Raw genomic sequence first — 23,924 nt, 5'->3', positions numbered from 1 at the left:
TGTCCTCATCCGTCCTGGCGCTCGGCGGCCGCCGCGGCGGTCGCCCCCACGAGGGTGTCGATGTGTGCGGCAAGGTCCCGCAGCCGCGGGTTGGCGTACACGGCCTTCACCGGGAGCGCCACCCGCAGTTCGGCCCGGACCCGCGACACCAGCTTGATCGCGAGCAGGGAATGGCCGCCCAGCTTGAAGAAGTTGTCGTCCGGTCCGATGTGCGGGGCGCCCAGGACGCTCGCCCACACTCCGGCGATCAGCTCCTGCGAGCGCGTCATCCCGTCGGCCGCCGCGGCGGGCCCTCCCACCGGGGCCGGGCCGGGGGCGGGCAGCGCGGACCGGTCCAGCTTGCCGTTGGTGGTGGTGGGGAAGCGGTCCAGGGCGACGAAGGCCGCCGGGACCATGTAGGCCGGAAGCGTGGTGGACAGCCGGTCGCGCAGCGCGGACCCGCTGACGGAGCCGCGGTGGTAGGCGACCAGACCGGGCGCCCCGTGGACGTCGTCCCGCAGCACCACGGCCGCTTCGGCGACCTCCGGCATCGCGGTCAACGCCGCTTCGATCTCCGGGAGTTCGATCCGGTGACCGCGGAGCTTGACCTGCCCGTCGGCCCGGCCCAGACAGGCCAGCCGGCCGCCCGGCAGGAGCCGTACGAGGTCACCTGTGCGGTACATCCGGCCGCCGTACGCGGCCGCCTCCCCGGAGTCCGCCACGAACCGCTCCGCCGTGAGCCCCGGGCGGCGCCGGTAGCCGCGGCCCACGCGCGGGCCCGCCAGGTACAGCTCGCCGCTGTCACCCTCCGCCACCGGGTTCAGCTTCTCGTCCAGCACCCGCATCCGCAGGCCCGGCAGCCCGCTCCCGATGTGCGGGGCGTCGGCCGGGTCCACCCAGCCCGCCGTGGAATCGACGGTGCACTCGGTGGGCCCGTACAGGTTGACGGTACGCAGCACCCCCTGCGCGCACCGCTCGCCCAGACGCCGCCACAGTGCGGGGCCGATCGCCTCTCCGCCGACCAGCAGCGTCAGCGGGCGCGGACCGCCGTCGGCAGTGAGCAGGTCCAGCAGCGGGTCGGCGTGCGAGGGCGTGATGTCCAGATCGGTCAGCGCCTGCTCGTCGACCAGTGCGGCCAGCAGCGCCGGGTCCGCGCGGGTCTCGTCGTCGATCATCACCAGGGTGTCACCCCGGCACAGCCGGACCCACTGCTGCACGGAGGCGTCGAACGACGGCGAGGCGTTCCAGCCGACCCGGCCGCCCTCGGTGACGGCGATGCCCGCACCCTCCAGCTCGGCCAGCAGCGCGGAGGCGGCCGCCCGGCCGATCTCGACGCCCTTGGGCCGGCCCGTGGAGCCGGAGGTGTAGATGACGTACGCCAGGGTGTCGCCGCTCACCGGCACGGGGGCGTAGGCGGCCTCCTCCCCGTCGGGCGCGGTCAGTTCGGCCACCGCGACGGCCGCCACGCCGGGTGCCGGCGGTTCGTCCCCGGCGCCGGCCACGACCACCAGGTCGGCGCCCGAGTCCTCCACCAGGTAGCGGCGCCGCTCGGCGGGCAGCTTCGGGTCGACGGGCAGGTAGGCGGCCCCCGCGGTCAGGGTGCCGATCAGGGCGGCCACCAGCGAGGCACCGCGGGGCAGGCACAGCGCGACCACGCTCTCCGGCCCGATGCCGCGGGCGGCGAGCCGCCCCGCGATGCGCATCGCCTCCGCGCGCAGTGCGGCGAAGGTCAGCTCACGGTCCCCGGCCACGACGGCGGTGCGTGCGGCGGGCGCCAGCGCGAGGCGGGCCAGCAGGTCGGTGGGGGCGTCCGCGCCCTCGTCGGTACGGGGACGCTCGGGAAGTACGGCGGTCATGGTGGTCACTCCCCGGCGAAAACGGTGGTGGACGGCTGGGTCTCGGGGGAGCACTCGGCCAGCGCGACCGGCTCGCCCATCGCGACGAGGATCTTCCGGTCGCCCTTGTACGCCTCACGGCCGTGCGCGCACAGGATGTTGTCCACGATCATCAGGTCGCCCTGCTGCCAGGTCTCCCGTACGGTGACCCGGTCGTAGACGGCGTTGATCGCGTCGACCTCGGCGTCGGTCAGCCGGGAGCCGTCCCCCAGGTAGGTGTTGAACGGCAGGCCGTCCTCCCCGTACGTCTCCACGAGCACCTCGCGGATGTCCGGGTCCAGGGTGCGGCTGTTCCAGAAGGCGAAGTGGTTGAACCAGGTCTTCTCGCCCGTCACCGGGTGCGTGACGATCGCGGAGCGACGCTGGCGGGTGATCATCGAGTCGTCCTCGTCGACCCACTCGTAGCCGACCGTGTTCTCCTCGCAGTACGCCTCGGCGACGGCCTTGTCCTGCGTCGCGAAGGTCTTGTACCAGGGCAGGCCGGCCAGTTCCGAGTAGTTGCGCACGAGCAGCCAGCCGGCCCGCGCGAAGCGCTCCACCAGCTCCGGCGGCAGCAGGCGCAGGGCCTCGCGCATGTCGCCGACGGTGGTCGCGCCGCCCTCCTCGGGGGCGGTCACGCAGCCGAAGAGGAGCACGCCCGGGAAGTCCAGGGTGTAGCTGTTCTCGTTGTGCAGCCGGATCGGCTGCACGGCCGGCAGGTCGGTGGAGGAGAAGACGCCCTCGCCGAAGTCGGTGCGCGGGGTGGCCTTCTCCTTGTAGCCGGCGCGCCGCTCGATCAGCGCGTCACGGGCCGCGGCGAAGGACGCCGCGTCATCGACCGGCAGTCCCCGCAGGAGTACCGCGCCACTGCGGTGCAACTCGGTCTGGATGTCGGCGCGGTGGGCGGTGAGCCAGGCCACGGCCGACGCGAGGTCGGCGCCGGCCGGGGTGTGGACGACGACGGGCTTGCCGGGCTCGCGGACCGGGTCGATGCCGGTCGTGGTGGGTGCGTCAGCGAACGTGGTCATGGGAAGTTCCTTAGAACGGCGCGGAGTCGGGAAGTGCGGGGCGGGTGTCAGGCGGCGGCGGTGGCGGGCGCGCCGACCACCTGGGCCAGTACGGCGAAGAAGTCCGGCAGCTGCTGCTGGAAGTAGAAGTGCCCGCCGGGCAGGACGTACGAGGCGAACGCGTGGTCGGTGATCTGCGCCCAGCGGCCGAGCGAGGCGGCCGGCGCGACCGGGTCGGCGTCCCCGCCGATCACCGTCACCGGGCAGTCCACCCGGGCGGCCGACTCCGCGCAGCGGTAGACGTCGTCGATGGCGAAGTCCGCGCGGATGGACGGCAGGATGATCTCGCGCAGCTCCGGCTCGTCGAGGATGCCGTCGTCGGTGCCGCCGCGCTCCTTGATGGCGGCGACCAGCTCGTCGTCGTCGAGCCGCTCCGGGTACACGGCGCAGGGGTTGGCCAGGTAGGGGGCCCGGCAGGCCGAGGCGACGAGGGCCCGGGGGGTACGGCCGGACGCCTGGAGGGCCCGTACGACCTCGAACGCCACCAGCGAGCCCATGCTGTGCCCGAGCACCACCAGGTCGTCGGTGGTCCCGGCGGGCAGGGCGGCGACGACGGGGCCGGCCAGGTCGCTGATGTCGCGGGGCAGGTCCTCGGCGAAGCGGGCGCCGCGGCCCGGGTACTGGCCGATGAGCAGCCGTACGTCCGCCGGGAGGTGCGCGCGCCATTCGGCGTAGGCGTGGGCGTTGCCGCCCGCGTGGGGCAGGACGAGCAGCGAGGTGCGCTGGGGGCCCTCGCCCGGCAGGTCCCAGACCACGTCGTCGGGTGCGGGGGTGGCGTCGTACTGGTCGTGGCTCATGAGGAACTCCGTTCCTGGTCGGTGGTGCGGCGGCGCAGCGCCGGCCTGGCCCGCCCGGGTGCCCGGGGCGCCGACTGCCGCAGGGTCTCGATGCGCTGGGCGAGGGTGGCGGGGGTGGGGTGCTGGAAGACGTCGCGGAGGCTGAGGGTGACGCCGAGGGTGGTGGAGATGCGGTTGGTGAGGCGGGCGGCGAGCAGCGAGTGGCCGCCGTGGTCGAAGAAGCTGTCGTCGATCGAGAGCGGGGCCGAGGTGTTCAGCACGTCCGTGAAGTACGTGTGCACCTGCTGTTCCAGCGGGGTGCGCGGGGTGCGGCCGCCGGCCTTCAACACCGCCTGCGGGGCGGGCAGGGCACGCTTGTCGATCTTCCCGTTGGGTGTGAGCGGCAGCCGGTCGAGCAGGACGACGAACGCCGGGACCATGTGGTCCGGCAGCAGGGTGCGCAGCCACAGGCGCACGTCCTGCGGGGCGAGCCCGGGGTCCGTGGCCACCACGTACGCGCTGAGCTGCGGGGTGTTGTGGTGGTCGAGGTGGGTCGACAGGGTGGCTTGGGTGAGGTGGGGGTGGGTGGTGAGGACGGTTTCGATTTCGGTGGGTTCGATGCGGAAGCCGCGGATTTTGATTTGGGTGTCGGTGCGGCCGGTGTAGTGGAGGTTGCCTTGGGTGTCCCAGTGGGCTTGGTCGCCGGTGCGGTAGAGGCGGGTGCCGGGGGGTCCGTAGGGGTTGGGGATGAAGCGGTGTGCGGTGGTGGTGGGTTGGGCGAGGTAGCCGTGGGCGAGGCCGTCGCCGGTGAGGTAGAGCTCGCCGGTGGTGCCGGGTGGGGTGGGTTTGAGGTGGGTGTCGAGGACGTAGGCGTGTTTGTTGGTGAGGGGGCGGCCGATGGAGACGGTGGTGCGTACTTCGTCGGAGGGTTCGATGGTGTGGGTGGTGGTGAAGCCCATGGATTCGGCGGGGCCGTAGCCGTTGGTGATGGTGAGGTGGGGGTGGGTGTGGTGGAGGCGGTGGATGTGGGTGGGGGAGGCGGGTTCGCCTCCGGTGTAGACGGTGCGGGTGGTGGTGAAGGTGTCGGGGTGTTCGTCGGTGAGGTAGTTGAAGAGGCTGGAGGAGAGTTGGAGCATGGTGACGGCGTGCTGGGGGGTGAGTGCTGCGATGAGGGCGGGTTCGGGGCGTTGTCCTGGTTGGAGGACGGTGGTTCCGCCGTGGAGGAGGGCTCCCCAGAATTCGAGGCTGAAGGCGTCCCAGGAGACGGGTGAGCATTGGAGGAAGGTTTCGTCGGGGCCGAAGGTGGCGTAGGTCTGGGCGGTGAGGGTGGAGACCAGGTTGCGGTGTGAGGAGAGGATGCCCTTGGGTTTGCCGGTGGATCCGGAGGTGAACATCACGCAGGCCACGTCGTCCGCGGAGAGTTCGGTGCCGAGGTCGGCCGGGTCGCGGCCCGCGATCAGTTCGTGTTCCGCGTCGAGCAGGACGGTCGGCCGGACGCCGGCGATCCGGCCTTGGTGGGTGGTGTCGGTGACCAGGAGGGCGAGCGAGGCGTCCCGGGCCGTGGCGGTCAGGCGCCGGTCGGGGAACTCGGGGTCAAGGAGTGCGTAGCCGGCGCCGGTCTTCGTGACGGCGAGGAGGGCGATGGCGAAGTCGATGCCGCGGTCGAGCAGGATCCCGGCGAGGTCACCGCGGCCCAGTCCTGCTTCGGTGAGGTGCCGGGCGAGCCGGTTGGCGTGTTCGTTCAGCTCCCCGTAGGACAGTTCCCGCCCTTCGAAGACCACCGCCCGTGCTCCGGGGCGGAGCCGGGCCTGCTCCTCGAAGCGGTCCGTCAGCGTCCGCTCCCCGATCTCCCGGCGGATGCCCGTCCACTCCTCCAGCACCTGCCGCCGCTCGGCCTCCCCCATCAACTCGATGTCGGAGAGGGGCATTTCCGGCGCGGCCAGCACCTGCTCCAGCGTGCGCCGCAGCATCGCGACGATCCGCTCCACGGTGCCGTGCTCGTACAGGTCCGAGCTGTACAGCACCGCCCCGGTCAGGCCCGCGTCCTCGTCCGCCTGCAGCAGGAACTCCAGGTCGAACTTGACCGCGCCCGTCGCCAGCGGCTCCGCGGCGCCGGCCCGCACGCCCTCCAGCTCCGGTCCGGCCGCGGGGCCGGACTCCAGGGCCAGACAGACCTGGAACAGCGGATGCCGGGCCAGGGAGCGGGCCGGGTTCACCGCCTCCAGCACCAGGTCGAACGGGGCGTCCTGATGGGCGAAGGCGTCCAGGTCGGCGGTACGGACCCGGCCCAGCAGATCCCGGAAAGCGGGGTTCCCGGAGGTGTCGGTGCGCAGGACGAGCGTGTTGACGAAGAAGCCGACCAGCTCGGACAGGGCCTCGTCGGACCGCCCGGCGACGGGCGTGCCGAGCGGAATGTCGGTTCCCGCCCCCAACCGGGTCAACGTCGCGGCCAGCGCGGCCTGGAGCACCATGAACGGGGTGCAGCGCTCGGCCCGGGCCAGCTCCCGCACCCGCTTGTGCAACTCGGCGCCGAAGTCCAGCCGGACCACCCCGCCGCGCTGCCCGGCGAGGGGTGGACGCGGCCGGTCGTGGATCAGCCCCAGCTCCTCGGGCAGACCTTCCAGGGCCGTCCTCCAGTAGCCGAGCTGCTCCTCCAGCGGTGGCCCTTCGAGCGCCGCACGCTGCCACAGGGCGTAGTCGGCGTAGTCGACGGGCAGCGGGGCGAGGTCGGGAGCGGCGCCGGTGAGCCGGGCGGCGTAGGCCAGCGACAGATCGGCGAACAGGGGGCGCAGCGACTGCCCGTCGGTGGCGATGTGGTGGAGCAGGACCAGCAGCGTGTACCGGGACGGACCGGACTGCAACAGCGTGATCCGCAGCGGCAGTTCGGTGGCCAGGTCGAAGCAGTGCCCGGCCGCCGAGAGCAGCTCGCCGTCGAGGGCCTCGGCGGTGACGCTCCTGACTTCGAACCACGGCGCTTCGGCCGCCGACGCCACGAGCTGGCAGGGGGTGCCGTCCACGGTGGCGAACCGGGTCCGCAGCGGCTCGTGACGGGCCACGACGTCACCGAACGCGGCGCGCAGTGCGGCGACGTCCAGCTCCCCTTCCAGCCGGACGGCCATCGGGACGTTGTACGCGCTCCCGCCCCCGGAGAGCCCGGCGACCAGCCACAGGCGCTGCTGGGCGAAGGACAGCGGCAGGAACTCCGGGCGGCTCGCGGCCCGGGTGAGGGGCGTGAGCGCCGGCCGGCCGGAGCAGTCCGCGATGCGGCGGGCGAGGGTGGCGGCGGTGGGGTGCTGGAAGACGTCGCGGAGGCTGAGGGTGACGCCGAGGGTGGTGGAGATGCGGTTGGTGAGGCGGGCGGCGAGGAGCGAGTGGCCGCCGTGCTCGAAGAAGCCGTCGTCGACGGACAGCGGGGCGGGGGAGCCGAGCACCTCGCCGATCAGGGTGCGGACGATCTCTTCCAGCTCCGTGCGGGGCTGGCGCCCGGAGGTGCTGAGCGGCGCGTCGACGGCAGGAAGGGCGCGTTTGTCGATCTTGCCGTTCGGGGTGAGCGGGAGCCTGTCGAGGACGGCGAACTGCGCGGGCACCATGTGCTCGGGCAACCGCTCGCGCAGCCAGCCGCGCAGAGCAGCCGGGCTCGGGGCGGAGCCGGGAGTGGCGACGACGTACGCCGTCAGGTGGACGTCGTGGACCAGGGTGGCTTGGGTGAGGTGGGGGTGGGTGGTGAGGACGGTTTCGATTTCGGTGGGTTCGATGCGGAAGCCGCGGATTTTGATTTGGGTGTCGGTGCGGCCGGTGTAGTGGAGGTTGCCTTGGGTGTCCCAGTGGGCTTGGTCGCCGGTGCGGTAGAGGCGGGTGCCGGGGGGTCCGTAGGGGTTGGGGATCAAGCGGTGTGCGGTGGTGGTGGGTTGGGCGAGGTAGCCGTGGGCGAGGCCGTCGCCGGTGAGGTAGAGCTCGCCGGTGGTGCCGGGTGGGGTGGGTTTGAGGTGGGTGTCGAGGACGTAGGCGTGTTTGTTGGTGAGGGGGCGGCCGATGGAGACGGTGGTGCGTACTTCGTCGGAGGGTTCGATGGTGTGGGTGGTGGTGAAGCCCATGGATTCGGCGGGGCCGTAGCCGTTGGTGATGGTGAGGTGGGGGTGGGTGTGGTGGAGGCGGTGGATGTGGGTGGGGGAGGCGGGTTCGCCTCCGGTGTAGACGGTGCGGGTGGTGGTGAAGGTGTCGGGGTGTTCGTCGGTGAGGTAGTTGAAGAGGCTGGAGGAGAGTTGGAGCATGGTGACGGCGTGCTGGGGGGTGAGTGCTGCGATGAGGGCGGGTTCGGGGCGTTGTCCTGGTTGGAGGACGGTGGTTCCGCCGTGGAGGAGGGCTCCCCAGAATTCGAGGCTGAAGGCGTCCCAGGAGACGGGTGAGCATTGGAGGAAGGTTTCGTCGGGGCCGAAGGTGGCGTAGGTCTGGGCGGTGAGGGTGGAGACCAGGTTGCGGTGTGAGGAGAGGATGCCCTTGGGTTTGCCGGTGGATCCGGAGGTGAACATCACGCAGGCCACGTCGTCCGCGGAGAGTTCGGTGCCGAGGTCGGCCGGGTCGCGGCCCGCGATCAGTTCGTGTTCCGCGTCGAGCAGGACGGTCGGCCGGACGCCGGCGATCCGGCCTTGGTGGGTGGTGTCGGTGACCAGGAGGGCGAGCGAGGCGTCCCGGGCCGTGGCGGTCAGGCGCCGGTCGGGGAACTCGGGGTCAAGGAGTGCGTAGCCGGCGCCGGTCTTCGTGACGGCGAGGAGGGCGATGGCGAAGTCGATGCCGCGGTCGAGCAGGATCCCGGCGAGGTCACCGCGGCCCAGTCCTGCTTCGGTGAGGTGCCGGGCGAGCCGGTTGGCGTGTTCGTTCAGCTCCCCGTAGGACAGTTCCCGCCCTTCGAAGACCACCGCCCGTGCTCCGGGGCGGAGCCGGGCCTGCTCCTCGAAGCGGTCCGTCAGCGTCCGCTCCCCGATCTCCCGGCGAATGCCCGTCCACTCCTCCAGCACCTGCCGCCGCTCGCCCTCCCCCATCAACTCGATCTCTGACAGCGGGAGTTCGAAGTGATCGAGCACCTGCTCCGCGAACGTGACGAACCGGTCCTGGTGGCTCGCCACCGCCGCGATGTCACACACCTCCGGCGCCGCGTCGAAGTCGACGCGCAGTCCGCCCTCCGGCCCGAGGTCGTAGACGCCGACCGCCAGGTCTTCCACCGGCCCGTTGCTCAAGTTGTGCTGCGTGGTCGGGAAACCGCAAAAGCGCATCCCGGGCGTGAACGCCATGATGTTGACCAGCGGCGCCGTGATCCGCTGCTCGGTCTCCGCCAGACCGAGGTCGCGGCAGACGTCCTCGTACCGCGTCCGCTGGTGCCGAAGCCCCTGCCGCGTCTCGGCGACCACCGACGCCAACAGCCCGGCCGGCGTCGCGTCCGCGTCGACCCGGAGCCGCAGCGGTACGACGTTCGACAGCATGCCCGGGGTACGGCGTGCGAGTTCGGTACGCCGACCGGTCACCGGAAGGCCGAGTGCCAACTCGGGGCTCGCGCCGACCCGGTGCACGTAGGCCGCCACGAGGGTGATCATCAGCATCGTCCACGGCGCCCGGTGCGCGCGGGCGACCTCCTTCAACCGGTCCGCCCGCGTCGGGTCCAGCACCACCGTCCGCCGGACGAAGGGCAGTTCCCCCGGGGCCGGACGGCCGGTCCGTCCCTCCGCGAGGCGGGGGGTGGGCGGAAGGTCGGCGAGGTGGGCCGCCCAGTGCGCGCGGTCCTGTGCTCCCTCGGGAGAGGCCCGGTAGGCCTCGTCCTCCGCCAGTACGTCCGCCAGCGTCCCGAAGGGGCCCGGCCCCCAGGGTTCCCCCGCCGACGCCTGCTCGTACAGCTCCACCAGGCGCTGGTCGAGCAGCGCCACGCCCATGCCGTCGATCGCCAGGTGGTGGAAGGCGTGGAAGTAGAACCACCGCTCCTCGCCCGCCACGCTCGTACCCGCCCTGATCAGCACGTGCCGGCTCAGCCAGCCGGCCGCCAGGTCGAACGGCCGCGCCAGTTCGGTCCGCATCCAGGCACGCGCCGCCGCGGCCGGGTCGTCCTCGCCGCTGAGGTCGAGGACCTGCAGTTCCCGCTCACCCGGTTCCGTCCACAGCTCCTGCCACAGGCCGCCGTCCTCATCCGACCCCGTACCCCGGATGCGCAACACGTCGGCCTCACGAGCCAGTCGGTACCAGCAGCGGGCGAAGAGACCCGGGTCGAGGGCGCCCAGGATCTCCCGGTACTCCCCGATGTTGTAGCGGCAGCCCGACGGGTCGAGGCCGTGGGCCATCCAGATGTCGCGCTGCGCCGCCGACAGGGGCAGCCGCACAGCGGCCGGCCGGTGCGCGGTGCCCTGGGGGGACGCGTTGGGGGACATGCGGGGGCTCCTCGGATTCGTTTCTGCGGCGTGAGGGGAGGGGTGGGCGGGCCAGGCGGCTGCCTTCGCGGGCCCCGGCCGTCCTTGCGGCTGTACGTCATCCAACCCGCGGCCCACCGGCCCCGGCGGCAGTTGCTCCGGCACTCCGGAAGCAGTTCACGCCCGGGCGGCAGTCACGGCCCGCCCCCGGCGCACGGCCCGCACCAGCCCGAGGACGCGGAACCGGGAACCGCCGCCCTCGTGGGTCGCCCGGACCACACCGGCCAGCAGCAGTTCGCGCAGCATCCGGCCGCACTCCGGCAGGCTCCGCCCGGTCAGCGCGGTGATGTCGCCGAGTTCGAACTCGACAGCCGGGCGCCCGCACAGGGCGTCCAGCAGCGCGGACGCGTCCTCGGGCAGCCGGTCGAGCCGAAGGCGCAGCGCCCGGCGGAAGTCCTCCGCCCCGTCGCCTCCGCCGAGGTGGTCGAGCAACGCCGTGGGGTCCGCGTCGAGGCTGTCGCACAGGGCGGCCAAGTCGCACACCACCAGCCACGACGCCGCTGCGGCCAGCGCTCCCGGATGCCCGTCGAGGCCGAGGCACACCCTCGACGCGGACCGCAGGTCGGCCGGTCCGGGCACGAACTCCGGCCGCACCCGGCGCAGGTGCCCCAGGAAGACCTGCACGGAAGCCGGTACGGCGGTGTCGTCGACGGCCCCCTCGGCCGGTACCTCCAGCGGGGACAGCAGGAAGATCCGCTCGCCCGGTATCCGCCACGGCTGGTCGGAGGTGACGAGCAGGCGCAACCCCGGGCAGGAGCGCAGCAGCCCGGTGAGCCGCTCGAACCGCGGTGGCCCGGCCGGTGCCCCGTCCAGCACCAGCAGGGCGGGCTGCTCGCCGAGCAGTTCGGCAAGTCCGGCCATCGCGTCCCCGCCGCCGGCGATCCCGGCGATCCCGGCGATCCCGTCGGGCGCTGTCGAGCACAGTGCCGAGACCGCCGCCGCCACCCTCGCCGACCACGGGCCTTCGTCCGGGCCGAGGTGGTCGGCGCTCGCGCCCCGGAAGGCGTGCCACAGCACCGGCATCCCGGTGGCGTGGAGCCGGTCGGCGACTTCGAGCGCCAGCCGGGTCTTGCCCATCCCGGTCAGCCCGACGACGTGCACCAGCCGCTCCGACCCGGAGCCCAGCTCATCCGTCAGTACGCCCGTTTCCGCCTCGCGGCCCACCACCGCGTGCAGCGCGGTCGGCGGGGCCGGCGGTTCGGCCAGGCCGTGCCCGCCGCCCCGTCCCTGCTGGGCCGCGGCCTCCAGCGCCGTACGGGCCCGCGGGCCCAGCCGCAGGGCGTCGGCCATCAGCCGCACCGTGTCGGGCCGGGGGCGTCGTGCCTTGCCCTGCTCCAGGTCGCGGATGGCCCGCACGCTGATCGTGGACAGGTCGGCCAGTTCCCGCTGGGTGAGCCCGATCCTCAGCCGGTGCGCTCGTATCAGCGCGCCCACCTGCGAGGACTCGGGCGCCACCACGACGGCTCCGGGCGGCACCGGGGTGGCTCCGGGCGAAACCGGGATGGCCCCGGGTGCCGCCGGCACCGGCTCGGTGGCTCTGGTCAGGGGCAATGCGTGCAACTGCGCGGTGGTCATGTGCGCTCCCGGCGAGACGGTGGGGGAACGGCGGGGCCTGAGCGGACGCGGCCCGGTTCCTGTTCCCCATCGTCGGCAGCGCGCTATCACCCAGGCATCCCGATGCCGACGGCCCCGCCTATCACGCGGCCTCCGCTATCGCCCCCGTCACCCCTCCCTCACGATCCGAGCGGTGCACGAGCGGGCCGTGATAACGCGACGATAGGAGCGGGGCCGGTCCGGGGATTCCCGCTGTTCCTACGTTGGTGTCCAGAAAGAACGAGGCGCCCCGGACAGCCGGAGCGCACCGACGAAAGGACCCCGACATGAGCCTCACCCACGCCCTCCGCGCCGCCCTGGTGACCGCCGCCATCGCCGGAGCCGCCGCCCTCGGCACCCAGGTCGCCCAGGCCGACGCCGCCACCACCCCCGCTGCCACGACCGGAGTCACCGCCCCCCAGGCCACGCCGTCGCCGACCGCGACCGGTAAGACCAACCCGTGGGACTGACCCCGTACCGAAGCGGTCGTCAGACCCCGGCGGCGGTCTCCGTCGCCGGTGCGCGCACCACGACCGCCCGGGTGCCCAGCATCCGCTCCGCCTCGGCGAGTTCCGGCTGCATCCGCCGCTCGCGGAAGGCCCGTACCGCACTCTCCAGCAGCTCCCGCGAGCGCGATCGCTCGCCGGCCCCGCCGCTCGCCGCCAGCAGCCGGGCCAGGTCCAGCCGGATCACCGCGGCCCCTCCCTGGTCCATGATCTGCTCCCGCACCGACAGCGCCTGGGCGTAGAAGCCCCGCGCCGCCTCGCCCCGGCCCATTTCGGCGTGTGCGGCACCCAGATCACGCAGCAGATGTCCCTCGCCGATCACGTCCCCGCTGTCCCGGCACAGCTCCAGCACTTCGGTGAAGGTCCGCACCGCGCCCTCGTGTTCACCCTGGGCCTGCTGCAACTGCCCCGCCCGGCGCAGGGTCCTGGCCTGACCGCCCGTGTAGCCCACCGAGCGGTAGATCCCGAGCGCCTCGTCCAGCCGGCTCTGGGCGGTCGCCGTCTGTCCTCGCCGCATCCAGATGTGCGCGCTCTGCGTCAGCACGATGGCCCGGCCCACCACGTCGCCGACTCGGTCGAAATCCCGCAGCGCCCGGTCGTACAACGTCAGCGCCGAATCCTCGTCGCCCCGCATCCGCTCCAGCAGCGCGAGGTCGCGGTGGCACAGGGCCAGGCCCTGGCGGTCGTCGAGTTCCCGGAACAGCTCGAGTGCGGTGGTCAGCGAGGTGTGGGACTCCGCCAGCTGACTGCGGCCGAGGTAGAGCACGCCCAGCGAGCTGAGCAGGGCCGCCGTGCCGCGCGTGTTGCCGGCCGACCGTACCGCCGCCAGGGCGAGCTGGTGCGTACGCTCCCACTCGTCGAAGTAGCCGCGCCCCTCGAACAGGGTCGTCAGGGTCGTCGCCAGGTCCCAGCACAGCTCGTGCATCTCGTGTTCGGCGGCGTGCTCGACGGCCTGGACCAGATTCGCCTGCTCGCTGTCGAGCCACTCCAGCGGATCCACCAGCAGCTCGTCCACGCAGCCGGCCGGCGGCTCCCACCGGGGCGCGCTGCCGTGCAGGACGGTGAAATCCCCGCCGTAGATGCGCCGGTGGGCCTGCTCGGCCAAGGACATCCACCCGCCCAGCATCCTGGCGAGGGCCTGCGACTGCGTCGCCGGCTCGTCGTGCGCCGCGAGCTGCTCCCGCGCGAACACCCGGATGATCTCGTGGAACCGGTAGCGGAAGCCGCCCGTGGACTCGACGCCGACGACGTCCAGCATCTGTACGTCGACCAGTGGTTCCAGCAGGTCCGAAGGGAAGGGGCGGCGGTCGTCGAGCAGGGCCCCGGCCAGCCAGCCGGGCAGAGTCGGCCCCTTCGCCAGGCTCAGCAGCCGCAGCAGTCGGCGGTCTTCCTGGGCCAGCCCGTCATGGGTCAGGCAGAGGCTGGCGCGCATCGTCATCTCGCCGTGGGTGAGCTCGTCCAGGCGGTGCCGCTCGTTGGCGAGGCGGTGCACCATCGAGGCCAGCGTCCAGTGCGGGCGCGCCGCCAGCCGCGCCGCCACGATCCGCAGCGCGAGCGGCAGCCCGCCCACGGTCCGCACCAGTGCCTCGGCAGCCACCTCTTCGCACCGCACGCGGTCCGCGCCGACGACGCGGGCCAGCAGCTCCATGGCGTGCCCGGTGCTCATGACGTCGAGCTCGACGCGGTGGGCACCGGGCAGGCCGGTGAGCCGGACCCGGCTGGTGACGAGTACGGCGCAGCGGTTGCTTCCGGGCAGCAGGGGCCGGATCTGGCTCTCGGACGCGGCGTCGTCCAGCACGACCAGGACGCGGCGCGAGGCGAGCAGGGTCCGGTACATCTCGGCCCGCTCGTCCTGCGAATCGGGGATGACCGGCCCGGGGATGCCGAGCGCGCGCAGGAACCGGCCGAGCACCTCGGTGGAGGTGGCCGGGGTGCCGGTGCCGCGCAGGTCGCAGTACAACTGCCCGTCGGGGTAGCCGGTGTCGCTGAGGCGGTGCGCGATGTGGGTGGCCAGTGTGGACTTGCCGGTGCCGGGCTTGCCGACGATGACGGCCAGGCCGACCGCGCGGCGGCCGCCCCCGCCGAGCAGGGTCTGCTCGATGTGGACGATCTGTTCCTCGTCGCCCACGAAGTCCGAGGTGTCGGCCGGGAGCTGGCGCGGGACTTCCTCGCGGTACGGGGACCCGGCGGCCGGTGCACTGCCGACGGGGACGGAAGCGCGGCCGTCGGGTCTCTCCCCGTCGGCGGCCGCCGCCCCGGAGCCGCCGCCCGCCGCCCCGGAGCCGCCGCCCGCCGCCCCGGAGCGGTCGTCCGCCGGGCCGGAGCCGCCGTGCGTCACCTCGCCGCCCTGCGTCCCGGGGCGGTCCGCCGCCGGTGCGGCGCCGCCCGCGCCCTCACCGGCGCCGGCCGCGTCCCGGCCGGGGGACGCGGAGCCGTACCCGCCGCCCGTCCCCGCCGACGGGACCGGGGGGACCTCCCCGGACAGGATGGCGGACTCCAGGCGGCGCAGCTCCGCCCCCGGTTCCAGCCCGAGCTCCTCCACCAGCAGCTCGCGCCCCACCCGGTAGCTCTCCAGGGCCTCAGCCTGGCGTCCCGAGCGGAACAGCGCCAGCATCAACTGCCCGCGCAGGCGCTCCCGCAGCGGGTGCACCCGTACCAGCAGCTGGATCTCGCCGACCAGCTGGTGGTGCCGGCCCAGCGCCAGCTCCAGGTCGATCCGGGTCTCGGCCGCCGTCAGCCGTTCCTCGTCCAGTTGCAGCGCCTTGCTGCGCAGCGTCTCGCTCGACACCCCGCTCAGGCAGTCGCCCTGCCACAACTCACCCGCCGAACGCAGGAGTTCGGCGGCCTCGGCCGTGGCCCCCTGGCGGCTGAGGGTCCGGGCGTCGGCGACGCGGCGCGCGAACACCGCCGAGTCCACCAGGTCGCCCTCGGTCTTGAGGACGTACCCGGGTGGCCGGGTGGTGATGGCGGCGGCGATCGCGGCCTTGGAGAAGAGTTTGCGAAGCCGGGACACGCAGATCTGCACCTGGGTGCGCGCCGTGTCCGGCGGCTCGTCGTCCCAGATCAGGTCCACCAGGTAGTCGGTGCTGACCACCCGGTTCGTCTCCAGGAGCAGCGCCGCGAGGATGACCTCCTGCCGCCCCGGCGGTATACGCACCGGCCCGAGCCGACCGGCCACCTGTAAAGGGCCGAGGATCCGGAAAACCACCGCATCCGGGGTGTCGGCAGCGCCGCCGGGCGAAACGGACATGAGTCTCCCAGCTGGGGAAATGCCAGAGGAACGGTGGAGCGGGAGGGTCAGTCTCCCCGAACACCTCTACGGTTGTCCATGGTGTGGAGATTGCGTGATCGTAAACCGAGGGTGAGGCACCGCTCACGCACCGCCGCCCGTCGCGCGCAGCCCGCGATGCGCGCGGCCGGGCCGGCGGCCGCGGTGATAGGGCGGCGATAGCCCCGGGTTGCGGACCCGGCGCACGGTGTACTTGCCGCCACCCGGACGGGGTGCGGCAGGTCGAAAGGACTTCCCAGATGAACAGTCGGCACGCCGGGCGGGTGCCGCCGAGCCCCGTGGTCACCGACTCCGGAGTCGACCACGTACGCCTGGCCTACCACTACCTCGACTCGGGCGACCTCGACGGCTACGGGTCCCTCCTGCACGCGGGCCTGCTCGGCGTCGCCGAACTGGAGCGCCCCGCGCTCGGCGCCCGCCACCACATCACGCGGATCGTCGCCGACGGGGACTGCGTGGTGGCGATGGGCCGCGTCGCCCCCCAGCAGCGGGAATTCGTGGACGTCTTCACCCTCTCCGCCGAGGGCATGCTCCGGGCCTGCCGCCGCTACTACGCAGGCCCTGCTCGTTGAGGGGGGCCCGTTCGAAGGTCCGAACGGGTGGTGGGTTAGCATCTGAGCGCCGCCTAGCTCGAAAGATAAACCTGTGACTGTCAACGACGACTCGTTCACCCACTGGAAGAACCGCGAGGAAATCGCGGAGTCGATGATCCCGATCATCGGGAAGCTGCACCGCGAGCAGGACGTCACCGTCCTCCTGCACAGCCGCTCCTTGGTGAACAAGTCGGTGGTCAGCATCCTCAAGACCCACCGCTTCGCCCGGCAGATCGACGGCGAGGAGCTCTCGGTCACCGAGACCCTGCCCTTCCTCCAGGCCCTTTCCGCGCTGGATCTCGGTCCTTCCCAGATCGACATCGGCATGCTCGCCGCCACGTACAAGGCCGATGACCGTGGCCTGTCGGTCGACGCGTTCACCGCCGAAGCCGTCGCCGGCGCCACCGGCGCCAACAAGATCGAGCGCGGCGCGGGTCGCGACGTCGTCCTCTACGGCTTCGGCCGCATCGGCCGCCTCGTCGCCCGCCTGCTCATCGAGAAGGCCGGCTCCGGCAACGGCCTGCGGCTGCGCGCCATCGTCGTGCGCGGCGGCGGTGAGCAGGACCTCGTCAAGCGCGCCTCGCTGCTGCGCCGCGACTCCATCCACGGCCAGTTCCAGGGCACCATCACCGTGGACGAGGCGAGCAGCACGATCGTCGCCAACGGCAACACCATCAAGGTGATCTACGCCAACGACCCGTCCGAGGTCGACTACACGGCGTACGGCATCAAGGACGCCATCCTCATCGACAACACCGGCAAGTGGCGCGACCGCGAGGGTCTCTCCAAGCACCTGCGCCCCGGTATCGACAAGGTCGTCCTGACCGCCCCGGGCAAGGGCGACGTCCCGAACATCGTGCACGGCGTCAACCACGACACGATCAAGCCGGACGAGCAGATCCTGTCCTGCGCCTCCTGCACCACCAACGCGATCGTCCCGCCGCTCAAGGCGATGGACGACGAGTACGGCGTGCTGCGCGGCCACGTGGAGACCGTCCACTCGTTCACGAACGACCAGAACCTGCTGGACAACTACCACAAGGCCGACCGCCGCGGCCGTTCCGCGCCGCTGAACATGGTGATCACCGAGACCGGTGCCGCCTCGGCCGTCGCCAAGGCGCTGCCGGACCTCAAGGCGCCGATCACCGGCAGCTCGATCCGCGTCCCCGTCCCGGACGTCTCGATCGCCATCCTCAGCCTGCGCCTGGGCCGTGAGACGACCCGCGAAGAGGTCCTCGACTACCTCCGCGACGTCTCGCTGCACTCGCCGCTGAAGCGCCAGATCGACTTCACCACCGCGCCCGACGCCGTCTCCATGGACTTCGTCGGCTCGCGCCACTCCTCGATCGTCGACGCGGGCGCGACGAAGGTCGACGGCGACAACGCGATCCTCTACCTCTGGTACGACAACGAGTTCGGCTACTCGTGCCAGGTCATCCGCGTCGTCCAGCACGTCTCCGGGGTCGAGTACCCGACCTACCCGGCTCCCGCGGCCTGACCGTAGACAGCCGCGAGGAAGGGCCCGCCCGGCCGGGGCGGGCCCTTCCGCGTACCGCCGCCGGAACGCGTCAGTGGACGACGGAGAAGCTGCGCCAGGGCAGGCTGCCGGGGGCGGTCACGTTCGAGCTGGAGGTCGGGATGTAGACCCCGTCCGCCTGATCGGTCTTCTGGCAGCCCGGTGTCCGGTACAGGATGACGTCGACCAGGGTGTTGTTGTCGACGTGCGCCGCGCCGCGCGGGAGGCCGATCCTGTGGCAGCCCTGGACGGAGCTGTTCAGGTAGGTCACCTCGACCGGGCCGTCCTGGGCACGGAAGCTGAGGCTCCCCACGGTGGTCTTGCCGGTCGAGCAGGCAGTGGCCGTGGCCGTGAGCAGCAGCGCCGCCCCGGTGATGACGCCGATGCGCCGGAGGTGCAACATGGCTCGGTCCTCGTCTGTGCGGTGATGGCTTGCCCGTCACCGCAGCCTGGCCCGCCGCGTGCCCGGAGGCATCCGCTGCGCACCCGGTGGGATGACGGCCGAAGGAGGGAGGCCCTGCCCCCGGCGCTCCCCGACCGCCCCGCGGCCCTGCGGACCGGCGCTCCCCGACCGCCCCGCGGCCCTGCCGGACCGGCGCTACCCGACCGGCCTCCGGCCTAGCCGACCAGCGCCGTGGTCCGCTCCTCCAGGACCCCCGCGATGCCCCGCGCGAGGCAGGGGACCCGGTCGAGCCCGATCCCCGCGATGTTCACCCGGCCCGCGGTCGTCCCGTAGATGGCGAACCGCCCGCGCAGTCGGAGCATCTGTTCGGGGGACAGCGGCAGCATCGAGAACATCCCCTTCTGCCGCGCCAGCGCCGCCGCCTCCGCGCCCCGTCCGAGCGCGGCCAGCTGCTCCACCAGGGCCGTCCGGTTGGCCGAGATCCGGCTGCGCATGGCGTCCAGCTCGGACCGCCAGGAAGCCTGGAGCCGGGCGTCCTCCCAGATGGCCGTCACGACCGCCGCGCCGTGCTCCGGCGGCATCGAGTACTGGGTGCGGGCGGCGTTCTGCAGGGCCGTCTCCGCATGCCGCAGCGACGCCCGGGACGCCCCGATGACGACGGCGCAGCCGGTGCGGTCGCTGTAGAGGCCGAAGTTCTTCGAGCAGCTGATGGCGAGGAGCACCTCCGGCACCCGCCCCGCCAGCATCCGCGTCGCCGCCAGGTCCGCGTCGAGGCCGTCGCCGAGCCCGTGGTAGGCCAGGTCCACGAACGGCACCCAGCCGTCGCGCACGGCCAGCGCGGCCAGCGCCTCCCAGGCGTCGGGCGTCGGGTCGACCCCCGTCGGGTTGTGGCAGCACCCCTGGAGCAGCACCACGTCGTCCCGGCGCGCCCCGGCCAGGTCCGCCAGCATGCCCTCCTGGTCCAGCCAGCGGTACGTGCGCACCGTCAGGCCCGCCGCCTCCAGGATGGGCCGGTGGTTGACGTAGGCGGGGTCGCTGATCCACACCGTCGTGCCGGGACGGGTCCGGCAGATCAGGTCGGCCAGCAGGCGCAGGGCGCCGCTGCCGGCCACCGTCTGGACCGCCACGGCCCGCTCGACCGGGCCGTCCGGGCCGAGGACCATCGAGAGCATCGCGCGGTTGAAGGCGAGGTTGCCGGAGAGCCCCCGGTACTCCTTCGAGGCGGAACGTTCCGCCAGGCGTATCTCGGCCTCGCGGACGGCCGCCATGACCGGCGTGCCGCCGCTCTCGTCGCGGTACACGCCGAGGACGAGGTTCAGCCGCTCGGGCCGCGTGTCGGCCCCGTACGCCTCGGTCAGGTCCCACAGGGGATCGACGGGCGGCGGGAGGAGCAGCTCGAGCATCTACGGCACCTTTCGGTCAACGGAGGCGGCGGTGGCCGCGGGGGCGGCGGTATCGGCCGTGGCGGGGACAGGGGCGTCAGCGGGGGCGCCGGTGGCCGCGGCGCCCGCGGGGGCCCCGGCACCGGCCGCCCGGCGCCGGTTGGCGAGGACCACGCCCGCGGTGATCACGGGTACGCCGACGAGCACGCTCGGCGTCGGCGACTCGTGCAGCAGGGGTACGGCGAGCAGCACGACGGCGACCGGGCTCAGGCTGCCGAACACGGAGCTGCGCTCGGCCCCCAGCCTGCGGATGGCGAACGCGTACAGCAGTCCCGCGCACAGCCCGACCCCGAGCCCCTGCACCACCGCGAACAAGGCGATGTCGGCGCCTTTCGCCGACGCCAGTCCGCTGGGCAGCACCCCGGTCAGCACCAGCAGCGCCATCACGGCGAAAGACGGCACGCACAGCAGACCGATCGAGCCGACCGGATCGAGGCGGACCTCCTTGAGCCCCACCGTGTACAGCGCCCACAGCCCGCTCGCCAGCAGCAGTACGCCGGCTCCCGCCAGCACGTCCGCGTCCACCGGAACCACGTAGCGCCACACGAGGGCCAGGACCCCCGCCGCGATCAGCGCGAGCCCCGCCGCCTGCGTGCCGCGCGGCGCACCGCGCCCGCCGGCCACCATGAGCGCGGAGACGAACAGCGGGACCATCCCGGGTATCAGGGAGCCCACGAAGGCCGCGGACGTCAGGGAGCCGCCGTACATCGCCGCGAGGAAGAAGGGCACGCCGGCGCCACAGATGATCTTCGCCGCGGTGGCCGGCGGTACGGCGGCGATGCTCCGGCGACGGCGCCAGAGCGCGGGCGCCAGGACCACGACCGGTACGCCGAAGCGCAGCAGCGCCGCATCGGCCGGCAGCAGTGAGGAGGCGCTCAGCGCCCGCGCGCTGAGCGCGAAGGCGGCCCAGATCACCACGGTCGCCGCCAGCGCGAGCATGCCGCGCGTCTGGGGCGGGACCCGCCGGGCGGGTGCGTCCGCGTGCGCGGGGACCGCGCCCGCGTCCGGTGTGGGCGGCGCCGCCGCGGGACGGCTTTCCGTCGTTGCCAAGGAGCTTCCTCCAGCCTCAGAAGGCCGGATCCGGCCACGAGGCAACGCTAGGGCTTTCGCCGGGGCAGCCGATTGCCAGTTCTGCCCTCTCCGCCTACCTTGGGGGCAGAATCTGCCAAGGAGTGACGATGGACGCGGTCGATCTCCAGATCATTCGCGAATTGCAGGCCGACGGACGGCTGTCCAACCAGGACCTCGCCGACCGCGTACGGCTCTCGCCTTCGCCCTGCCTGCGCCGGGTGCGGCGGCTGGAAGAGGCCGGTCTGATCCGCGGTTACACCGCGATGGTCGACCAGGTCGGCTTCGGACTGCCGATCACCGTCTTCGTCCGGATAAGGCTGGAGCGGCACACGGGGGAGGCGGTGCGCCTTTTCGAGGAGCACGTCGCGGGCATCGAGCACATCCAGGACTGCTACCTGATGGCGGGGAGCAGCGACTACCTGCTGCGGGTGGTCATCGAGAGCCTCCAGGCCTACGAAGCCCTCGTGCGCGACAGGATCCACGCCATCCCCGGCATCGCCTCCATCGAGTCGAGCTTCGCCTACGGCAGCGTCAAGCAGTCCCGCGTGTACCCGCGCCCGAAGTGACGCTCACCAGGTCTCCCCGTCCGGCAGCTGCTGCTCGGACCAGATGACCTTCCCGCCCTCGGGGGTGTACCGCACGCCCCACCTCCGGCTGATCTGCGCGACCAGGAACAGCCCGCGGCCGCCCTCGTCCGTCGTGGCGGCGTACCGCAGGTGCGGTGAGGTACTGCTGCTGTCGAAGACCTCGCAGGTCAGCACCCGGTCGTGCAGCAGCCGGAGCCGCACGGGGGCGGCGCCGTGCCGGATGGCGTTCGTGACGAGCTCGCTCAGGACCAGTTCCGTCCCGAAGGCGAGTTCCGACAGGCCCCATTCCTCCAGCTTCGCGGCGGCCAGCGCCCTCATCTCCCCGACCGCGCTCGGCTCGAACGGCACCTCCCACTCGGCGATGCGGTCCGCGCCCAGCGCCGACGTCCGCGCCACCAGCAGGGCCACGTCGTCGCGGGGACGCACCGGCAGCATCGCCTTGAGCAGGGCGCGGCAGGTCTCCTCCGGTTCCCGGTCGGCGTGGCCGAGCGCCTCACGCACCAGGGCGAGTCCGGCGTCGATGTCCCGGGCCCGGTCCTCGATCAGCCCGTCGGTGTACAGCACCAGCTGGGTGCCTTCGCCGAGGTCCAGCTCCGCCGACTCGAACGGGAACCCGCCCAGTCCCAGTGGCGCGCCCGGCGGCAGCTCCGGCATCTCGACCCGCCCGTCGGGGCGTACGACGAACGGCGGCACGTGCCCCGCCCGGGCGATCGTGCAGCGCTGGGTGACCGCGTCGTACACCGCGTACAAGCAGGTGGCGCCGAGCAGGCCGTCACCGTCGGGGCCGCGGCCCCCGCCGTCCGTGCTCTGGTCGATGTACTGCACCAGGTCGTCGAGCCGGGCGAGGAGCTCGTCGGGCGGCAGGTCGAGGGAGGAGAAGTTGAGCACGGCGGTGCGCAGCCGGCCCATGGTGGCAGCGGCGTGCAGGCCGTGTCCGACGACGTCGCCCACGACGAGCGCGACGCGGCTGCCGGGGAGCGGGATCACGTCGAACCAGTCGCCGCCGACCCCGGACTGGGCGGGCAGGTAGTAGTGCGCCACCTCGACCGCGCTCTGCTCCGGCAGGTCGCGGGGGAGCAGGCTGTGCTGGAGGGTGACGGCGAGGGCGTGCTCGCGGGTGTAGCGGCGCGCGTTGTCGATGGTGATCCCCGCCCGGGCGACGAGTTCCTCCGCCAGCGACAGGTCCTCCTCGTCGAAGGGCTCGGGCTTGCTCGAACGCCAGAAGTTGACCACGCCGAGCACCACGCCCCTGGCCTTGAGGGGAGCGGTGATCAGGGAGTGGATGCCGTAGTCGATGATGGCCTGCGCCCGGGGCGGGTCCTGGGCGTACCAGCCGGGCGCGTCGGAGAGGTCGGTGACCACCTCGGCGCGGCCGCTGTCGAGGCCGCGGGCCTGCGGGGTGGAGGGCAGGAAGTCGATCAGGATGCCGCGCGGGTAGAGCGGCGAGTCGTCCCGGATGCCGCTGACGGCGGTGCGGCGCAGGTCCGCCCCCGAGGTGGGCTCGTCGCCGTGCAGAACGGGCTCCGCCAGGTCGATGGTGACGAAGTCCGCGAAGCGCGGTACGGCGACGTCGGCCAGTTCCTGGGCCGTGCGCTCCACGTCGAGGGTGGTGCCGACGCCGACACCGGCGTCGTACAGCAGCTTGAGCCGTCTGCGGGCCGCGTCGGCCCGGGTGCTGAGGACGCGGATCTCGGTGGAGTCCCTGATCGTCACCGAGGTGCCCTCGGACCTGCCGCGCAGCCGGGTGGGCCGCTGGTTGATCACCAGGAGGCGGTCCCCGGCCTCGTGCATCTCGTCGGTGGCCTCCCGGCCGGACCGCAGGAGCTCGACCAGCTGCCGGTCGAGCCCGGGCAGTTCGCTGACGAGCCGGCCCTCGGCGTCCGGCGGGAGCCGCAGCAGCCGAGTGGCCTCGTCGTTGGCGAGCAGCAGTCGTCCCGTGCCGTCGGTGATCAGCACGCCCTCCCGCACGGCGTGCAGCACCGCGTCGTGGTGTTCGTACATCCGGGTCATTTCGAGCGGACCGAGGCCGTGTGTCTGGCGCCGCAGGCGCCGGCTGATCAGTGCCGAGCCGACGGTGGCCAGGGCGAGGCCCACTCCGCTGGCGCCGAGGATGACGGGCAGTTGCCGGTCCACTACGCCGGTGACGTTCTTGACGGTGAGGCCGGCCGACACGAGGGCGATCACCTTGTGGTCCGGGGAGAAGACCGGCACCACGGCCTGGATCTCCTTGCCCAGGGGACCGTTCACGCTTTCGGTGTAGACGTGACCGGCCAGCGAAGGGTCGATGGTGCCGACGAAGCGTTTGCCGATGCGGTCGGGCAGCGGGTGGGTGTAGCGGATCCCGTGGGTGTCCATCACCACGATGAAGTCCACCCCGGCGACCGCGCGGGTGGCTTCGGTGATGGGCTGGAGGATCTTGGTGGGGTTGGGGGAGCGCAACGCCTCCTGCAGCCCGGGGGAGTGCGCGACGGTCTCGGCGACCGCGACGGAGCGGTTGCGGGCCTCACGGTCGATGTCGTGGCGCGACTGGAGCACCAGCGCCAGGACCGCACCGGCCGCGAGCAGCACCACGATCGCCACCTGGAGGACGAATACCTGGCGGGCGACGCTTCGCGGGCGATTTCTGCTCAGTGACCGCACCGACGTCCCCGGCACGGGTGGCAAGGATCGGTCACGCACCCAGTTGTAGCACTGTCGGCGGCCCTCGGCGTGCCGGTGGCGGCGGCGCGCGTCCCCGCACACCCGGAAATATCTTGACGTCAAGATTCTTATGGGGCAG

Annotated in this window: 14 protein-coding genes; 4 read left to right on the top strand and 10 right to left on the bottom strand. The window is 72.7% G+C overall.

Translation table 11 applies throughout. The annotated features are described in order from the left end of the window. Positions 1–5 precede the first annotated feature (5 nt). From OG861_RS04570 to OG861_RS04550, 5 genes are all read right to left on the bottom strand, one after another. Complete coding sequence (locus tag OG861_RS04570; protein WP_330261289.1) at positions 6–1,835, bottom strand: non-ribosomal peptide synthetase; 1,830 nt, start codon at positions 1,833–1,835, stop codon at positions 6–8. A gap of 5 nt (positions 1,836–1,840) precedes the next feature. Then, positions 1,841–2,881, bottom strand: coding sequence for a TauD/TfdA family dioxygenase (locus OG861_RS04565; protein ID WP_330261288.1), 1,041 nt, complete (start codon positions 2,879–2,881; stop codon positions 1,841–1,843). Positions 2,882–2,928: 47 nt separating this feature from the next. Continuing rightward, positions 2,929–3,717, bottom strand: a complete 789-nt coding sequence (locus tag OG861_RS04560) for a thioesterase II family protein (protein ID WP_329200258.1) — start codon at positions 3,715–3,717, stop codon at positions 2,929–2,931. Then, the gene (locus OG861_RS04555) at positions 3,714–10,106 is read right to left on the bottom strand and encodes an amino acid adenylation domain-containing protein (RefSeq protein WP_330261287.1); all 6,393 of its coding nucleotides are present in this window, start codon (positions 10,104–10,106) and stop codon (positions 3,714–3,716) included. Before OG861_RS04555 ends, OG861_RS04560 begins: the two co-directional genes overlap by 4 nt. Positions 10,107–10,262: 156 nt before the next feature. Next, a complete protein-coding gene (locus OG861_RS04550; RefSeq protein WP_330261286.1) occupies positions 10,263–11,720 on the bottom strand; it encodes a helix-turn-helix domain-containing protein in 1,458 nt (485 codons plus the stop codon). 305 nt (positions 11,721–12,025) lie between these two features. Here OG861_RS04550 and OG861_RS04545 point away from each other — a divergent pair, with 305 nt between their 5' ends. After that, on the top strand, positions 12,026–12,208 hold the full coding sequence (locus OG861_RS04545) for a hypothetical protein (protein ID WP_329200262.1): 183 nt from the start codon (positions 12,026–12,028) through the stop codon (positions 12,206–12,208). 19 nt (positions 12,209–12,227) lie between these two features. On the opposite strand, the gene OG861_RS04540 is transcribed toward OG861_RS04545, so the two are convergent. Next, the gene (locus tag OG861_RS04540; RefSeq protein ID WP_330261285.1) at positions 12,228–15,401 is read right to left on the bottom strand and encodes an AfsR/SARP family transcriptional regulator; all 3,174 of its coding nucleotides are present in this window, start codon (positions 15,399–15,401) and stop codon (positions 12,228–12,230) included. A 371-nt stretch (positions 15,402–15,772) separates the two neighbouring features. Between OG861_RS04540 and OG861_RS04535 the strand changes: the two genes are divergently transcribed. Together OG861_RS04535 and OG861_RS04530 are read left to right on the top strand one after the other, a co-directional pair. Continuing rightward, entirely contained in the window at positions 15,773–16,105 is a 333-nt protein-coding gene (locus OG861_RS04535) for a nuclear transport factor 2 family protein (RefSeq protein ID WP_329200266.1), read from the top strand. A gap of 73 nt (positions 16,106–16,178) precedes the next feature. Further along, on the top strand, positions 16,179–17,624 hold the full coding sequence (locus OG861_RS04530) for a glyceraldehyde-3-phosphate dehydrogenase (RefSeq protein ID WP_329200268.1): 1,446 nt from the start codon (positions 16,179–16,181) through the stop codon (positions 17,622–17,624). 70 nt (positions 17,625–17,694) lie between these two features. Here OG861_RS04530 and OG861_RS04525 read toward each other — a convergent pair whose 3' ends face one another. The 3 genes from OG861_RS04525 to OG861_RS04515 form a co-directional block, all read right to left on the bottom strand. After that, a complete protein-coding gene (locus OG861_RS04525; protein ID WP_329200270.1) occupies positions 17,695–18,045 on the bottom strand; it encodes a hypothetical protein in 351 nt (116 codons plus the stop codon). Between the two features lie 215 nt (positions 18,046–18,260). Next, entirely contained in the window at positions 18,261–19,448 is a 1,188-nt protein-coding gene (locus tag OG861_RS04520; RefSeq protein WP_329200272.1) for an aromatic amino acid transaminase, read from the bottom strand. Then, the gene (locus OG861_RS04515; protein ID WP_330261284.1) at positions 19,449–20,537 is read right to left on the bottom strand and encodes a DMT family transporter; all 1,089 of its coding nucleotides are present in this window, start codon (positions 20,535–20,537) and stop codon (positions 19,449–19,451) included. A 128-nt stretch (positions 20,538–20,665) separates the two neighbouring features. On the opposite strand from OG861_RS04515, the gene OG861_RS04510 reads away from it, so the two are divergent. Then, positions 20,666–21,124: an Lrp/AsnC family transcriptional regulator gene (locus OG861_RS04510; protein WP_330261283.1), complete on the top strand. Its 459-nt coding sequence runs from the start codon at positions 20,666–20,668 to the stop codon at positions 21,122–21,124. Positions 21,125–21,127: 3 nt separating this feature from the next. Here OG861_RS04510 and OG861_RS04505 read toward each other — a convergent pair whose 3' ends face one another. Next, positions 21,128–23,785, bottom strand: coding sequence for a SpoIIE family protein phosphatase (locus OG861_RS04505; protein ID WP_329375227.1), 2,658 nt, complete (start codon positions 23,783–23,785; stop codon positions 21,128–21,130). Between the last annotated feature and the right edge of the window lie 139 nt (positions 23,786–23,924).

The sequence above is a fragment of the Streptomyces sp. NBC_00539 genome, from assembly GCF_036346105.1.
GTDB lineage: Bacteria > Actinomycetota > Actinomycetes > Streptomycetales > Streptomycetaceae > Streptomyces.
The sequence above is the reverse complement of the archived record's forward strand: the minus strand, read 5'-3'. Positions and strand labels throughout refer to the sequence as shown.

Coding starts and splice junctions, on each gene's coding strand:
- OG861_RS04570 (WP_330261289.1), bottom strand. CDS start 1,835: ATGACCGCCGTACTTCCCGAGCGTCCCCGTACCGACGAGGGCGCGGAC.
- OG861_RS04565 (WP_330261288.1), bottom strand. CDS start 2,881: ATGACCACGTTCGCTGACGCACCCACCACGACCGGCATCGACCCGGTC.
- OG861_RS04560 (WP_329200258.1), bottom strand. CDS start 3,717: ATGAGCCACGACCAGTACGACGCCACCCCCGCACCCGACGACGTGGTC.
- OG861_RS04555 (WP_330261287.1), bottom strand. CDS start 10,106: ATGTCCCCCAACGCGTCCCCCCAGGGCACCGCGCACCGGCCGGCCGCT.
- OG861_RS04550 (WP_330261286.1), bottom strand. CDS start 11,720: ATGACCACCGCGCAGTTGCACGCATTGCCCCTGACCAGAGCCACCGAG.
- OG861_RS04545 (WP_329200262.1), top strand. CDS start 12,026: ATGAGCCTCACCCACGCCCTCCGCGCCGCCCTGGTGACCGCCGCCATC.
- OG861_RS04535 (WP_329200266.1), top strand. CDS start 15,773: ATGAACAGTCGGCACGCCGGGCGGGTGCCGCCGAGCCCCGTGGTCACC.
- OG861_RS04525 (WP_329200270.1), bottom strand. CDS start 18,045: ATGTTGCACCTCCGGCGCATCGGCGTCATCACCGGGGCGGCGCTGCTG.
- OG861_RS04520 (WP_329200272.1), bottom strand. CDS start 19,448: ATGCTCGAGCTGCTCCTCCCGCCGCCCGTCGATCCCCTGTGGGACCTG.
- OG861_RS04510 (WP_330261283.1), top strand. CDS start 20,666: ATGGACGCGGTCGATCTCCAGATCATTCGCGAATTGCAGGCCGACGGA.